The following is a 15,315-nucleotide window of genomic DNA, read 5'->3' as shown; positions in this document are numbered from 1 at the left end:
GCCAACGGTCCGCGCAGGCGTTTCATCTGGTGAGCGGTCTTGCCAGGTGCGCATGGCGACCTCACCGATGCGCCCCATGGCCTGAGCGTCGGAGGACATGATCGACAGTGCTCCCATGTCCTGGAGAACATCCTCGGCGGCAATGGTTCCCGCCCGCACCCGGCTCTCGGCGAACGCGAGATCATTGGGCACCTGCGGGTTGAGGTGGTGGGCGACCATGACCATGTCCAGGTGTTCGTCGACGGTGTTGGTCGTGAAGGGCCGCGTCGGGTTGGTCGAGGCGGGAGAACGTTGAGCTCCGAGGCGATCGTGATGATGTCGGGTGCGTGGCCGCCGCCGGCACCCTCGGTGTGGAAGGCGTGGAAGGTGCGCCCCTTGACCGCAGCGAGCATGTCTTCGACGAAGCCGGCCTCATTGAGGGTGTCGGAGTGGATGGCGACCTGGACCCCGGTGCCATCGGCCACGCGCAGGGCGTTGTCGATGACGGCGGGTGTTGCGCCCCAGTCCTCGTGGATCTTGAAGCCGCCCGCACCGCCGCGCACCTGTTCGAGCAGGGCTTCGTCGTTCATGGTGTTGCCGCGCCCCAGGAAGAGGACGTTGACCGGCCAGGGGTCCATGCTTTCGAACATGCGGGCCAGCCACCAGGGGCCGGGGGTGGCCAGTGTGGCCTTCGAGCCTTCCGTTGGCCCCGTTCCGCCGCCGACCATCGTCGTGGTTCCGGCCATAAGTCCGACCTGGAACATATCGGGTCCGACGTAGTGGACGTGCGTGTCGACGGTGCCGGCGGTCATGATGAGTCCGTTGCCCGCAGCGATCTCCGTGTTCGGGCCGATCACCAGATTGGGGTCGACCCCGTTCATGGTGTCGGGTTGCCTGAACGTCCGATGCCGACGAACCGGCCGTCGCGAATGCCCACATCGGCCTTGATGACTCCCCAGTGGTCGAGGATGATCACGCCGGTGATGACGAGGTCAGGGGTGCCCTCGGCGCGGGTCCGTGATGATTGGGCCATTGATTCGCGAGCGGACTTTCCGCCGCCGAAGACGACTTCGTTGCCGCCGACACAGTAGTCCTTGTCGATCTCGATGACGATGTCCGTGTCGGCCAGTCGGACTCGGTCACCGACGGTGGGGCCGAACGATGCCACGTATTCGGACCTCGATATGTCAACCATCCAACTCTCCTCTGCATTCGCCTCGGAACCCAAGGGCGATGCGTGCGCCCTGCATGGGAACGAGTTCGACTTCTTCATCGGCATCCGGCTCGAAACGCATCGCGCCGCCGGAGAGCACATTCAGTCTCTTGCCCCAGGACCGTTCGCGGTCGAATTCCAAGCCGGGATTCACCTCGGCGAAATGGAAGTGCGAACCGACCTGGATCGGACGGTCGGAGACGTTGGCGACTCGCAGGGTCGTCACGGCCAAGCCGACATTGATCTCGACCGGCTCATCGCGGAGGAAGATCTGTCCGGGGATGACCTTGTCTGCAGCCGTGACCGGCGCAGTCGATTCCTCGCGTGGCCCCTGCCTCGAACCCGCTCCGGGTCGCCTCGGCTCGCTGGGGCCGCTGGGGCCCGATGAGGGGTGTCGTTCATGCTCGTCGATTCCCGGTTCCACCACGACGGTGGTTTCGACATCCTCGTAGTCGCGCCCGGGGTCATCGCTGGGATGTTCGGCGTCGATGTCGCGATGCTCAGGCTTCAGGTCCTCGTTTTCGAACGGGTTTGTGCCCTGCTTCTCATCGTCGGGTCCCGTTTCCGCCGGTCCGTGTTCGTTGCTCATCATTGGAGCGGTCCTGTCACGGTCACGAGTTTGGTCCCATCGGCGAAGGTCGCCTCGACCTGAACCTGGGTGAGCATTTCCGGTACCCCTTCCATGACGTCATCTCTGCTGAGCACGTGTCGGCCCGATTCCATCAGGTCGGCGACGCTGTTTCCGTCTCTGGCACCTTCTAGGAGATAGGAGGTGATGACGGCTGTCGCTTCGGGCAGGTTGAGTTTGAGGCCGCGGTCTTTGCGCTCCAGGGCCAATTTTCCGGCCGTGTAGATCATCAGACGCTCTTGCTCATACAAACTGAGAAACACTTTTCCCCCGGTGCGTTCGAAAGGTATGTATCAATTCGCAAAGGTGATGTGGAGGCTGCCTTTCACTCCGGGTGCTCGAGACCCGGGCAGGGCACGTCGAATGACGTCCTGAAGCAGCGTCTCACCCGCGAGAATACGCTCATGACTGCAACCTTACCCATCGCTTTTGGGCAGTCAAGTCCACAACGGAGGTCGTCTGCAGCCGGGGTGTCAGCGCAGCGTCGGCGCGGGGTCGGCGCAGCGTCGGCGCGGGGTCGGCGCGGGGTCAGCGTAGCGTCAGCGCGGTGTCGGCGCGGGGCCAGTTCTGCTCGAGCTCGGGGTCAGCGTGATGCCAACTCGGCGTCAGCAGGGTGCGATGAGAGTCGTGGGCAGCTGGCCCCCGAAGCCGTACGGGCCGTGGGGCGTCCTATCTGCCCGGGCATTCTGACGGCCGCGCATCCGAACGCAATCCGAGCACCGTGAGACGCCGAGTCCGTCACCTTTGATGCAGGAGGCGATCACTTTTGGTGCAGGAGGCCAGATTGTGAACTGGTCTCCTGCACCAAAAGTGATCGGTGCCCAGTCGTCTGTCCGCTGTGGTCCGCGCCCACCGCGAGCTCAACGGGAGGCTCCGGCGAATTTCCTAAGCGTGGGTGCCTGTGCGAAGAGCTTGGCGGAGAAGGTATTCAGGTGCAGGAGGTCCTTGAACCTCATGCGAATCACGGTGTATCCGAGTGCCAGCAGACGGTTGTGTCGATCGCTCTCCTTGTTCATGGCGGCCCGGCCCTCGATCAGATATTTGCCGATGCCATCGACTTCGATAATCGTCCTCGTCGCTTCATGGAGGAAGTCGACGCGAGCGACGAAGCCATTGGAGTCTCGGATACTCACCTGCTGGTCGAAGCCGTTGATCTTCAAAGCATGGAGGTTGAACGAGCAGAAACTCTCAGCGATGCTCTCGGACATCGGATTGAACGAGTCAACCATTCTTCGCGCCGAGGTCCTGCCGATCTTGAGACGCTCAACGGCGGGGTACCAGCTTTCCACAGCACGTTCACGCGCAAGTCGCTGAAAGCCTGGAGGATACCCGAATCTGAGATCAGGCTCTTCCTCGATTCCGATGAGCGAAGCTCGAAGCACTGATTCCATCGCTGCGAAACCCGCTTGCTGACCCAGTTCGCGAACAAGGTCCAGGGCAGTTCTGACCGGAGTGGTGAGCGCAAGATGGGAATACATGCATCGATCTGCTTCGTCGATCACCCGCACATGACGGGTGATTTCGTTCGATCGGGAACTGCTGGTCGGATGAATGACCGAAATCGGGCCCGGCGCCACATCGAACAGTGGAATTCCATGTATCAACGCGGCAGAGACTCCCCATACGACATCGTCGCTTCGATATCGAGAATAGCTGAGAATGCGAAGTCGGCGCAGTTGTTCCTGATAGGAGAAGTCGTCCCTCAGCTGCGCTGGCGTCTTCTGCACATGCAGGTCGATCCACGCAGGATCGTCGATGAATCCGGCGAATCTCCTGTGCCGACTATTCGAGCACCTGGCAAGGACCGTATACACTCCGCTGCACAGACGGCGCAGACAACAGGCCTGAGCCTGACGAATCACTCGTGTCGACACTCCCGCCGACACGAGCTCCCTGTAGTAGACGATGTTATGCATTTGTCGATCATGATTCGCAGAAGCCAGCGAACACCAGACGGACCAGCGTACCTGTGGAAAGGGTGCCTACATCCACAGCCATTTCGAGCACGAGTCGGCGAACCGTCCACAGGCTGCCGCGTACATGCGGAGGACTTCACCAGCTGCCGATCACATTTGGTACACAGTCCGATCATCTTTGGCGCACCAGGACAGTTCACAGACTGCTCGTCTGCATCACATGTGATCTGGAGACTGGTTCACCATCCAAACCCGCGAAGCCAGTCACCTTCCGGCGCGGCTGTCCCATGCCGAACGCCGTCGCACAGCCCCAAGGCACGATGACACCCGCCTCAGTAGTACACGGCCAGCCTGCCGCGCGGGCCGTCGATGACTTCGACGGGGGTGTCGAAGACGCGGGTGAGCACCTCGGCGGTCATGATCTCTTCCGGGGTGCCGAACTCGACGACGCTGCCGGTCTTCACCGCGCAGATGTGATCGGCATAGTGTCCGGCGAAGTTGATGTCGTGGAGGACGATGACGATGGTCCGGCCCATCTGCGTGGCGGCCCGGCGCAGATGCGCCATCATCTGCACGGAGTGCTTCATGTCCAGGTTGTTCAGAGGTTCGTCCAGCAGGACGTAGTCGGTGTCCTGAGCCAGAACCATGGCCACGTAGGCTCGCTGCCGCTGCCCGCCGGAGAGTTCGTCGATGAACCGGTCCTCGAGGTCGCTGAGCTCGAGGAAGTCGATGGCCTGGGAGATGATCTCCTCGTCGGCAGCCGTCAGGCGTCCCTTGGAGTAGGGGAAACGGCCGAAGCCGACGAGCTGGCGGATCGTCAACCTGGTGATGAAGTGATTCTCCTGGCGCAGGATGGACACGATTTTCGCCAGGTCCTTCGACTTCGTTGACGACACGTCATAACCGGCGACCTCGATCGCCCCTTCGTCGATGCCCAGCAGGCGGCCGATCATCGTCAGCAGCGTTGACTTCCCGGCGCCGTTGGGTCCGACCAGCGCGGTGACTCCCCCGGCGGGGATCTGCAGATCGACGGGACCGATTTCGACGTCGTTGCTGTAGGACTTACGGACATCGCGCAGTGTGATCACAGGCGTCCCTTTCTCATGATCACGAAGAGGAATGCGCCTCCGCCGATGACCTCGATGATGATGGACACGACGCCCTCGGCGTAGAACAGGTTCTTCATGATGAAGTACGCCCCGCCCAGGACGACGAACCCGAGGAGGCCGGCCATCGGCAGCACGTATCTGTGGTCGTAGGTGTCGGAGAACTGGTAGGCGAGCATCGCGACGAGGAAGCCGAGGAAGATCATCGGTCCGATCATCGACACGGACACGGCCATGAGGATCGAGACGAAGAACAGGATCTTCATCATCTCGAACTTGTGGTTGAGTCCCAGGTTGCTGGTCGTGTCCCTGCCGAGTGCGAGGACATTGAGCCGGGAGGAGCTCAGGTAGATCGCGGCGCAGGCGAGGAGACACAACGGGATGGAGACAGGGAGATAGCTGGAGTCCGAGTTCGAGATCGAGCCGAAGAGGCGGGCCGCGAGCACGTCGAATTCACTCGGCGTCAGGGTCCGCTGCATGAACGTCGCGATCGAGCCGAGTCCGCCGCCGATGACGACGCCGATGAGCAGCATGATCGCGATATTGCCGTATCGGCCTGAGAGCAGCCAGCCGTAGAGCGCGAGCGAGAGCCCCACCATGAGCAGCAGCTGCACTGTGAAGGGCACCAGCCCCTTGAGCTCGACGATCGCTGTGACCCCGAAGAAGTACATGGCCCCGGTTTGGATGGCAACGTACAGCGATTCGAAGCCCATGATCGACGGCGTGATGATCCGATTGTTCGTCACCGTCTGGAACGCCACCGTCGCGAACGCCTGACAAAGTGCCACGATCGCGATGACGACGAGGTTCTTCATCCGCAGCTGCGCAATGAGCCAGAATCCCTCGTCGGTGATCGGCATCGGGTTGTCCCAGGCCAGGAGGCCAAGAGCGATGGCCGCCGAGGCGACGATGAGCCCGGCCATGAGCGACCAGTACCGCCACCTGGCTTTGGACGTCGCCAACGACCCGGAGGAGCGCCGAGGTGGCGCTGAGTCCCGCTGCATCCTCGGCGTGGCTTCGTTCGGGTTTCGGGTGGCTTCGTTCGGGTGTCGCGTAGACTCTGTCGTCTCAGCAGACATGGCGCGCCTCATCCCCGCCTCCGCTGCCGCAGGAGGAGTCCGACGAACACCGCGGCGCCGACGACTCCGAGGATGACGGAGACCGGCAGTTCGAAGGGCATGATGATGACTCGGCCGATGAGGTCGCAGATCGTGACGATCGCAATGCCCGCCAAGCAGACCCAGGGTAGGTTGCTGCGCAGGTCATCGCCGCGGATCATTGACACGATATTGGGCACGATGAGGCCGAGGAACGGCAGGCTGCCGACCACCACCGTGACGACTCCAGTGGCGATGGCTACGAGGATGGTGCCGATGAGAATGACCTGATTGTAGTTGAGACCGACATTCGTCGCGACCTCTTTGCCCAGACCGGCGACGGTGAAGCGGTCAGCGGTGATGAAGACCGCGATGACGACGATGACAACGACCCACAGGATCTCGTACTGGCCGCGCAGGATCGAAGTGAAGCTGCCGGCGAACCAGATGCCCAGGCTCTGGAGCATGTCAGTCTGGACCGCGATGAAGGTCGAGATCGCGCCGACCACCGCGCCGAGCATGATGCCGATGATGAGCACGATGAGCGATGACTTGAGGGAGACTCGGCGCAGGAACATGAAGAAGACCAGCGTGCCGATGAACGCGGCGATGATGGCCCCGATCATCCGCGCCAGAATCGAAGCGTCCGGGTAGACGATGACGGTGAGCATGAGACCCAGCCCAGCCCATTCCGTGGTGCCCGTGGTCGTCGGTTCGACGAATCGGTTCTGCGTCAGCAGCTGCATAACCAGGCCGCACATGGCCATTGCCGCACCTGAGAGGACGAGGGCGATGGTGCGCGGCACGCGGGTGATCTGGAACATCTCGGCTCCCCCATCCCCGCCGAAGATATCGTAGACGCCGGTGAAGAGGGAAAACGCGAGGAGGAGCAGGACGCCGAGGACGCCCACTGCCAACTTCCAGCTCAGCAGCTGCCCCTTTGCCCCGGCAAGGCTCTTCCTCGCCGAGGTGGTCTCGGCGAGGCTGTCGCGTGTACTCGTCATTCTCTCGATCTCAATTACTGCTGGGAGGCGCTACTTCTGCTCTTCGAGTTTGTCGGCGAAGGTGTTGAAGAACTCGGTGTAGGTCTGGATGCCTTCGTTGAGATAGGTGTCCTGCGGGAAGTACATGATCTTGTCGTCCTTGACCGCGGGCACATCCTTGAGCGCCTCTGACTTCTCGAGCACCTCGGCGGCGGGAGCCGATCCCTCATCGCGCTCTTCGGGGGCGAAGGAAGCGTCACGGTCCAAGACGATCATGAGCTCGGGTTCGGAGTCGGCGATCGCCTCAACGGAGATGTCGTCTCCCTGGTGGTCCTCGCTGCTCGAGTCCACCTCGAGGGCCGGATCCAGACCGAGGATGTCGAAGACCGGTCCGACGGTGCGCCCGACCGAAGGAGCCGAATAGCCGATGTCACCCGCCGAGGTGATGAGGCCCATGGCCTTGTCATTGCTGTCATAGGCGGCCTTGGCTCGTTTCACCGAGGCGTCGTAGTCGTCGATGATCTTCTTCGCTTCGTCCTGTTTGCCGAAGACCTCTCCCAAGGTGGTCGTCTGGCGCTTGAGTTCGGAGCCGAAGTCTTCGCCATCGCGGGGATCGAGTTCGAGCACTGTGGCCTCGGGAGCCAGCTTCGCAAGGTCGTCATGGAACTGTGCGAACCGCTGGCCATTGATGATGAGGTCTGGCTTGGCTTCAACCACCTTTTCGAGGTCGGGTTCGCGGTGCGAGCCGAGGTCGAGGACCGCGTCGTCCTTCGTGTAGCTGAGACCCTCGGGCATCAGAGAGACCGCGCCGGCACTGAGTTCGATGCCCCACGTGTCGAGAGTCTCGAAGGTGCGGTTGTCTGTGGCCACCACTGACTTAGGAGGACTCGCCACGCTCTGCGCTCCATTGTTGTCCTCGATGTCGATGGTGCTGCCGGAATCGGCACCGGCACCGGTGTCATCGGCGGCAGCTTGGCCGCAGCCGGCCAGAGCGAGTGCAACGACGCCGGCCAGGGCGGTGAAACGAAGGCGAGACGAACCCATGGTGATCTACTTCCTGCAAAAGTCATTGATGTCAGATGAACGTGAACCGTGAATTAGCTTAGCCTAAGCTTCACGCAATACGTGACAGTAGTATGACGTTATTCATCTCACATCGACTCTGGAAGTAGTTCATGCGCCGGGTCAGCACCTCAGCCGTCAGATGGAGTCGATGAGACGCCTGACTTCCCGCTCGGATGCCGCAGCGGCAGTGGGGCCACCTGATCCACCGCGGTGCACAAAGGCACCGGACTCGGCGGCAATGACGCCGCCGCCTGCATAGTCATAGATTCCGAGTCCCCGTTCGGCATAGCCGTTGACCTTGCCCTCTGCGAGCATGCACAGGTCGATAGCCGCCGATCCGCAACGCCGGAGATCGTCGTAGCCGTCCATGAGGGTGAACAGCTTCGCCAGCTGCGGGCCACGATTGCCCCCGGTATAGGCGAAGCCGGTTGCCAGCAGTCTGCCGGAGAGCCCTGCCGGTGTACCGCGCAGCCGTCGAGCAGGGAGACGTTCCGCTCCTCGGACCCCGGATAGCTGCCCCTCGACGCGATAGGCCCCGCGGCCCTTCGCGCCCACCCAGGTGGCATTCAATCCCGGCGAGGCGACGAGGCCGATGAGCCACCGCTCCTCTCCAAGGCCCCGCCCGTGGGCCTCGCCTGCCTCACAGACCCCAACCGAGAATGCATAGTGCTCGATGTTGCGCACGTAGTTCACGGTTCCGTCGATGGGGTCGACATGCCACTCCAGCGGCGGGCCGTCGTCGCTCATGTCGATGAGGTCATCGCCATTGGGGTCGAAGCCGTTGAGCCTGCCCACGAACTGCGCATCGAAGAAGTCGATGGGATCCAGTGCCGACGCACCTTCCTCACCGACCATGGTGTCCGAGGGTCGAACCTTCGCCAGGTATCCGCGCACGAGTGATTCGATCTGCGCATCTGCGAGAGTCACGAGGTCGTTGGGCGAAGTCTTCGTGTCCACCACGGAAGCGTCAAGTTGCGCCCCGAGGGAGCTGCGCCAGGACACCATCTGCTCCCACGCCATCATAGATAGGTCCGAAGCGATGCGAATCAATGGCAGATCGCTGACAGCACTGGGCAGAAGGCCGGTCTCTGAACTCATGGTTCAACTCTAGTCGGCCCCGGCGGGGCCCCTCCTGTAACAACACTGCAATACAGGCCCGAGTGTGTACTTCTTGTATCTAAGCTTGATTGTGGCTGAACTCCAGGGGATTCGAGCCTGGCGAATTCGACCAACTGGTCTTCACTGCGAGGAACAGAAATCGGTACTCAGGAACCGGGCCTGCCGATCACATGAACACTCGGCCGGAAGACCTCTTCTCCGTCTCTGGACAGCCGTTCATTTAATGTCGCGTGCATGGTTCTCACATGATTTCCACAATAAAGAACTCTTGTTATCAAACAGTGATAAAACGAATGACTTAGGTCACCATTGAGCAGGCGAGGTGCCCCTCGAGCGCGAATCACGTCACTGTGATGCGCAGTCCCGACGAGCACCTCGGTCCACCGTCAGTCAGCGAGTGCTTCTACAGCGCCGCCCTGGCCCTACTTCGCGGGGGCTGGGATGGATCTCGCAGACTCGTTGCGCTGGATCTGACCATGCCTGCGCACGATCTCCTGCACCGCCTGCGAGGAGGTGCCTGCCGCCTCGGCGATGGACCCGAAGGTGGCCCCTTCTTCACGAGCGCGAAGAATCGCCATCACGTAATCGGTGTTGATTTTGGCTCGCTGACGAGAAACCTTTCGAACTGCACCAACTAAGGCTGTCTGGTCAACTGTTAATTCACGGGCGCGACGCGACATGGTTTCTTCCCTTACTTATGACTATGGCTCGATGCCAGCTAGATGTGTAGTTCCATTAAATACCACGTATATGAGAATATGCCAATAATTCCCGAATTATAGAAGCTCAGACGCTTTCTGGCTCATTTTATGTAACGGTTCGATAACGCCCACGGAGTTTCGCGTTCCTTACTGTCGGGTAATCACGCCCGCAGTCGGCACCATCCCACTCACTGTTGAGGGAGTACCTCACTGACAACCGAAGTGGCAGAATGCGGACATGACCACATTGGCTCACAGCTCCAGTGCACCTCGGAAGTCTGCGGAGACAGAGATGTCCCTCGCCGATGTCCTCTCGACCGAGCTCCGGGCCGCGGGGGTCCGCGACTTCAGCGTCGACGACACCGATCGTGCTGCCTACACCACCGACGCCTCCCTCTTCCGCCTGGTACCGCGGGCGATCGTATTCCCTCATGACGAGGCCGATGTCTCGCACACACTGGCGATCGTACGCCGGCTGGGAGTGCCCATCACCAGCCGCGGCGCCGGAACCTCGATCGCCGGCAATGCGATCGGCACGGGCATCATCCTCGACTTCTCCCGCCATATGAACGAGGTCCTCGCCCTCGATCCCGAGGCGCAGTCCGCATGGGTCCAGGCCGGATGCATCCACGCTCACCTGCAGGCACAGGCGAGGCCGCACGGCCTGCGCTTCGGCCCGGATCCCTCGACTCATACTCGCTGCACGATCGGCGGGATGATCGGCAACAACGCCTGCGGGCCACGCGCCCTGGGCTACGGGCGCACCGGCGACAACATCCTCGCGCTGATCGTCATGCTCGTCGACGGCACAGTCGTCACCCTCGACGACACCGACTCCTCAGAGACGTTCCCGCGTCTGCAAGAAGTCATCGGCAGGGAGCTGGGCACCATCCGGACGAATCTGGGCACCTTCTCTCGGCAGGTCTCCGGGTATGGGCTGGAGTCCCTGCTGCCGGAGAACGACTTCGACCTGCGCCGGGCCTTCGCCGGGACCGAGGGCACATGGGGCATCGTCCTCGCCGCGAAGATGCGCCTAGTCAAAGACCCCACCCACACCTCGGCGGTGGTGCTCGGGTACGAGGACATGGTCGCGGCCGCACATGATGCTCCCCTGCTCAAGGGCTTCCCGGTAGCGGCCTGCGAGGGCCTCGACTCGCGCATGCTCGATCGGGTCATCGAGACCAAGGGCGCCGATGCTGTCCCCCACTTGCCCGAGGGCGGCGGCTGGCTCGTCGTCGAGCTCACCGGCGAGGACGAAGCCGAACTGGTCGATGAGACGAAGCGTCTGATCAGAGAGTCGGATGCTCTGGACTCGGCGGTGCTCGGCACCCGGGCCGCAGCCGAGGTGTGGGGAATTCGCGCCGATGGGGCCGGTCTGGTCTCCCGCACCCCCGATGGACGGGACGCCCACGCCGGGTGGGAGGATTCCGCGGTTCCGGTGGAGCACCTCGGCGACTATCTGCGTGATCTCATGGATCTGCTCACCGAGCATGGGCTGTGGGGAATTCCCTACGGGCACTTCGGCGATGGCTGTCTGCACATGCGCGTGGACTTCCCGCTCGAGGATCCCGACGGACCCGAGGTGATGCGGACGTTCATGGTCGCAGCGACGAAGCTCGTGGCGCGTTATGGCGGGTCCGTCTCCGGTGAGCATGGCGACGGCCGTGCCAGGTCCGAGCTGCTGCGTCTCATCTATCCCCCGGCCGTGTTGGACCTGTTCAAGGAGGTCAAGGAGCTCTTCGACCCGCAGTTCCTGCTCAACCCGGGTGTCATCGTCGACCCGGATGCCCTCAGCGAGTCCCTGCGGCTGACCCAGCTTCCGCTACGGGAGGAGCTGCCCGGAACTTTGGTCATGGCCTACGAGGGAGAGTCGGCGGGCTTCGCCTCCGCCGTCCATCGCTGCACCGGCGTCGGCAAATGCCGCGCCGACTCCGCCGACAGCGGTGGCGTCATGTGCCCGTCCTACCAGGCCACCCGCGATGAACGGCACTCCACGCGCGGTCGTGCCCGGGTCCTGCAGGAGATGGTGTCCGGGGATCTCCTCGACTCATCGTGGCAGTCCCCCGAGGTCGCCGATGCACTCGACCTCTGCCTGTCGTGCAAGGCATGCGGCACCGAATGCCCGACCGGCACTGACATGTCCACCTACAAGGCCGAGGTCCTCCACCAGTCCTACAAGGGCAGGCTGCGCCCGATGAAGCACTATTCGCTCGGCTTCCTGCCGCAGCTGGCACGCGTCATCACACCCCTGGCCCCCGTGGTCAACCGCGTCTCGGGCCTGCCGGGGCTCACGACCGTGGCCAAGAAGTTGGCCGGGATCGACGTTCGCAGATCCATCCCGCAGTTCGCGTCGACGACATTTCGGAAATGGTGGACGAATACAGACAGCACCGCCGCCGAGGTGGGGCCCAGCACGAATACGCGTGAGGTGATTCTGTTCGCCGATTCGTGGTCGAATCATTTCGCGCCGCGCATCCTCGCCGCCGCCGTTGCCGTTCTCGAACGCGCTGGCGTCACGGTTCGCGTCATCGACCAGACCGTGTGCTGTGGTCTGCCCTTGATATCGACCGGTCAGCTCGATGCGGCGAAGGCGAATCTGGGAGCGACGATCAGTGCTCTCGATGCAACCGGGGATGTGCCCATCGTCGGGGTTGAGCCCTCGTGTCTGGCGACCCTCAAGGACGATTCGCAGAAGCTCTTGGCCGATGAGGCCTCGGCACGAGTCGCCTCACGTGTGCAGACCTTCGCGCAGTACCTGCTCAGCGTGGGTGCCGAACTGCCGAAGTTGGACGGGGTCGAAGCGCTCGTGCAGCCGCACTGCCATCAGTCGGCGATCTTCGGCACTGCCGCGGACAAGGAGCTGCTGGCCAGAACCGGTGCCGCAAGCCGATTCTTGGGCGGCTGCTGCGGTCTGGCCGGAAACTTCGGCGTCGAAGAAGGACATTACGACACCTCGGTCGCCGTGGCCGAGGTGGCTCTGCTGCCGGCCCTGCGCGACCGCGAGGCATCACTGCGGGAACAAGCACTGGTGCGGGAGGCTTCGCTGCGGGAGCAAGCGACAATTCGGGACCAGTCGGCGAATGGTGAAGAGGAAGACAGGACGAAAAGCGAAGGGGCCGACCAGACGCGGGTCGTGTTGGCCGACGGCTATTCCTGCCGCACTCAGATCGCCGACCTCAGCGACGCGCAGGGTGTGTCACTGCCGGAACTGCTGGCCTGGGGCTGGGGCCTCGAACCCACCCGATAGGCGGCGGGGCCGCCTGGTAAGCGGCGGGGCCGCCCGGTAATTGGCGGGGCTGCCCGATGAGCGGCCGGACCCGGCGGATGACGCCTGGGTTCAGGCCTTGGCGGTGAGGACCGGGACTTCGGCCTCGAGCAGGATTCGCTGAGCCTGCGAGCCGAGGATGAACTTGCCGATCGCCGAGCGCTTGCGCAGCCCGATGACGATGAGCTGTGCGTCGTGCTCGGTCACGAGATCGTTGAGAGTCCCGGGCAGATCGTCTTCGTGATCGGGCTGAAGAACCTCAACTGCGACATCCGATTCCTTGCCCAGTGCGACGATGCGGTCAATGACGTCTTGGTCGATCTCGGTCGGGGTGCCACTGGCTCCGCGTCGTTGGGAGTTGATCACAACAGCGTCGCTCGACCGAAGTTTGGCCTCTGCGAAGCCCGCGCGCAGAGCCGCCTCACCCTCAGGAGCAGGAAGATAGCCAATGAGAATCGTCATATCGATCAGTATATTGGCTCGACCCCGATTCGTTCATTCCCGTATCACCGTGAGGACATCGCACGGTCATCCCAGCTCCAGCTACCCGAACCTGCAAAAGCCCACCGCCTGCACGACGCTTTTGCAGGTTGAGGTGGCCGGCCGTGCACAGAGTGCTCATTCCGCGCGGCTGCTGCCAGTTCTGCTCACCTGGGCCGCCCGCTCGCCGAGATCGCGCAGCGCGCCCAAGAGCTCCGGTGGCTCGACGACTCGGAAATCCACGGGAGTCGCTGCGGTGATCACGGCCGCCCAAGCAAGGTCCTCGACACCGTACTCGACGCGGGCGCCGTCGTCGGTCTTCGTGATCGTCGCCGTCCTCGTCGGGAACCACGATTTGGTCTCGGCCACGGTTGCGTCGACATCGATGATCACGGTGTGGCGGTACGCGTCGGTGGTGACGGCGGAACTCACGGCCGCCTCGGCGTCGGGATGGTCTCTGGGCGCGAAGGCGAAGGTGGTTTCATGGACCTGACTCATCCGATCGAGTCGGAAGACCCGCCAGTCACTGCGGGCGAGATCCCAGGCGTAGAGATACCAATGCGCGCCGAGGACGACCATCCGCACTGGCTCCACCCGGCGTTCCATCGACTTCGCGCTCGAGCTTTCTGCGCTCATCCGTTTCACGTGGTTGAAGGTCAGGACGCTCCGGGACGCGATCGCCGAGGCGGTCGTCATGACCGCTGCCATGTCGACTCCCGGTTCGTGACCAGCAACAACAGAGACTGCCGTGCTGATGTCACCGATCGTCTGGCGCATCCCGGCAGGAAGCATCCCGCGCAGCTTCGCGGTGGCCGAATCGGCGTTCGAGGTGCCCAAGCCGGCGCCGTTGAGCAGCGCCAGGCCGAGTGCTGTGGCCAGTGCCTCCCCGGTCTCGAGCTGCAGTGGGGGCAGAACAGTGCGCGAATGAGCACGGTATCCGCCGGCCGCGCCCGAGACGGAATCGATGACATAGCCGAGCTGGCGCAGATTCGCGATGTCGCGGCGAATGGAGCGAGGCGTGACGCGAAAATGCGCGGCCAGCTCGGTCGCGGAGTAGGTCCGTCCCGAGGCGATCATCCCCAGCAAGGACAACAGTCGAGAATCAGCGGTCATAGCGGACAGTATATGTCCGCAAAGGGTTGGACACTTGTGTCACGGATCCGGACATCCGGTTCTGCACAGAGACGATCAGGAGAGATCATGCCCTTCTTCGCCCCATCAGTCACGACCGAAGCCGACGCCCAGTTCTCGTTCCTCGAACAGCAGTGCTCGCAGCTCAAGATCACCGCCCTCGGCCTCACCGACGAACAGGCGCGCAGCACGCCGACGGTGAGCGGGCTGAGCATCTCCGGCCTCTTGACGCACGCCGCCCAGGTGCTGTTCTCCTGGATCCAGCAGGTTCGCGATCCTTCGCTCGAGGTCACGGCAAACGACTATGCCGACTACAACCGACGCTTGGGCCTCGACGGAATGTTCGATGGCTCCGTTCTTCCCGACCTCGACATCGCCGATGTGGTCACCGCCTTCGAGACGGCCATGACCGAGATCGACGTGGCCCGCAGGGGCGGTCGAAGAGAACGGGACCGATCTGTCCACGGTCGTCCCGATGCCTCACAATCCGTGGATGCCCAAGGACTTCATCATGAACGTCCGGTGGATCCTGGGCCATCTCAACACCGAGATCGCCCGCCATGTCGGTCATGCGGACATCATCCGCGAGTCCATCGATGGCGCGATCGCATATCAGCTCAATGCCCAGGCCG

15 protein-coding genes and 2 pseudogenes are annotated in these 15,315 nt (G+C 62.8%); 3 read left to right on the top strand and 14 right to left on the bottom strand.

Annotated features, from left to right (window positions below):
- The 12 genes and pseudogenes from HX613_RS22640 to HX613_RS08970 all read right to left on the bottom strand — a co-directional run.
- Nucleotides 1-219 (bottom strand): amidohydrolase family protein (locus HX613_RS22640; RefSeq protein ID WP_328284936.1); only part of this gene is annotated, 219 nt, incomplete at its 3' end.
- Nucleotides 220-332: 113 nt separating this feature from the next.
- A pseudogene (locus tag HX613_RS22635) lies at nt 333-743 on the bottom strand (amidohydrolase family protein); the annotation flags it as partial.
- A 113-nt stretch (nt 744-856) separates the two neighbouring features.
- Nucleotides 857-1,174, bottom strand: coding sequence for a hypothetical protein (locus tag HX613_RS22630; RefSeq protein ID WP_328284934.1), 318 nt, complete (start codon nt 1,172-1,174; stop codon nt 857-859).
- A complete protein-coding gene (locus tag HX613_RS09010) occupies nt 1,167-1,784 on the bottom strand; it encodes an urease subunit beta (protein WP_235345018.1) in 618 nt (205 codons plus the stop codon). The genes HX613_RS22630 and HX613_RS09010 overlap by 8 nt, the downstream gene beginning before the upstream one ends.
- Nucleotides 1,781-2,083: an urease subunit gamma gene (locus HX613_RS09005; RefSeq protein ID WP_092104410.1), complete on the bottom strand. Its 303-nt coding sequence runs from the start codon at nt 2,081-2,083 to the stop codon at nt 1,781-1,783. Before HX613_RS09005 ends, HX613_RS09010 begins: the two co-directional genes overlap by 4 nt.
- A gap of 597 nt (nt 2,084-2,680) precedes the next feature.
- The gene (locus HX613_RS22625; RefSeq protein WP_328284933.1) at nt 2,681-3,298 is read right to left on the bottom strand and encodes a DUF559 domain-containing protein; all 618 of its coding nucleotides are present in this window, start codon (nt 3,296-3,298) and stop codon (nt 2,681-2,683) included.
- 770 nt (nt 3,299-4,068) lie between these two features.
- Complete coding sequence (locus HX613_RS08995) at nt 4,069-4,824, bottom strand: iron ABC transporter ATP-binding protein (protein ID WP_235345016.1); 756 nt, start codon at nt 4,822-4,824, stop codon at nt 4,069-4,071.
- Nucleotides 4,821-5,921 (bottom strand): iron chelate uptake ABC transporter family permease subunit, encoded by a 1,101-nt coding sequence (locus HX613_RS08990; RefSeq protein WP_442862598.1) that lies wholly within the window; start codon nt 5,919-5,921, stop codon nt 4,821-4,823. Before HX613_RS08990 ends, HX613_RS08995 begins: the two co-directional genes overlap by 4 nt.
- An 8-nt stretch (nt 5,922-5,929) precedes the next feature.
- Nucleotides 5,930-6,943, bottom strand: a complete 1,014-nt coding sequence (locus HX613_RS08985) for an ABC transporter permease (RefSeq protein ID WP_235345015.1) — start codon at nt 6,941-6,943, stop codon at nt 5,930-5,932.
- A gap of 30 nt (nt 6,944-6,973) precedes the next feature.
- Entirely contained in the window at nt 6,974-7,966 is a 993-nt protein-coding gene (locus HX613_RS08980) for a siderophore ABC transporter substrate-binding protein (protein ID WP_235345014.1), read from the bottom strand.
- Between the two features lie 156 nt (nt 7,967-8,122).
- Nucleotides 8,123-9,085, bottom strand: a complete 963-nt coding sequence (locus tag HX613_RS08975; protein ID WP_235345013.1) for an inositol monophosphatase family protein — start codon at nt 9,083-9,085, stop codon at nt 8,123-8,125.
- A 443-nt stretch (nt 9,086-9,528) separates the two neighbouring features.
- On the bottom strand, nt 9,529-9,684 hold the full coding sequence (locus HX613_RS08970; protein ID WP_235345012.1) for a hypothetical protein: 156 nt from the start codon (nt 9,682-9,684) through the stop codon (nt 9,529-9,531).
- Between the two features lie 361 nt (nt 9,685-10,045).
- Here HX613_RS08970 and HX613_RS08965 point away from each other — a divergent pair, with 361 nt between their 5' ends.
- Nucleotides 10,046-13,054, top strand: a complete 3,009-nt coding sequence (locus HX613_RS08965; RefSeq protein WP_235345011.1) for an FAD-binding and (Fe-S)-binding domain-containing protein — start codon at nt 10,046-10,048, stop codon at nt 13,052-13,054.
- A 90-nt stretch (nt 13,055-13,144) separates the two neighbouring features.
- On the opposite strand, the gene HX613_RS08960 is transcribed toward HX613_RS08965, so the two are convergent.
- Nucleotides 13,145-13,534 carry a universal stress protein gene (locus HX613_RS08960; RefSeq protein WP_235345010.1) on the bottom strand — a complete coding sequence of 130 codons (390 nt, stop codon included), beginning with the start codon at nt 13,532-13,534 and terminating at the stop codon, nt 13,145-13,147.
- Between the two features lie 156 nt (nt 13,535-13,690).
- Nucleotides 13,691-14,665: a helix-turn-helix transcriptional regulator gene (locus tag HX613_RS08955; RefSeq protein WP_235345009.1), complete on the bottom strand. Its 975-nt coding sequence runs from the start codon at nt 14,663-14,665 to the stop codon at nt 13,691-13,693.
- On the opposite strand from HX613_RS08955, the pseudogene HX613_RS22620 reads away from it, so the two are divergent.
- Together HX613_RS22620 and HX613_RS22140 are read left to right on the top strand one after the other, a co-directional pair.
- Nucleotides 14,582-15,055 (top strand): annotated as a pseudogene (locus HX613_RS22620) (mycothiol transferase); the annotation flags it as partial. The gene HX613_RS08955 and the pseudogene HX613_RS22620 overlap by 84 nt on opposite strands.
- A 103-nt stretch (nt 15,056-15,158) precedes the next feature.
- On the top strand, nt 15,159-15,315 hold a 157-nt coding region (locus tag HX613_RS22140; RefSeq protein ID WP_328284935.1), incomplete at its 3' end, for a mycothiol transferase.

This window comes from Brevibacterium sp. UCMA 11754 (assembly GCF_021532275.1).
Classification (GTDB): domain Bacteria; phylum Actinomycetota; class Actinomycetes; order Actinomycetales; family Brevibacteriaceae; genus Brevibacterium.
Note: the sequence above shows the minus strand (reverse complement) of the source record. Positions and strands in the feature narration are given on the sequence as shown.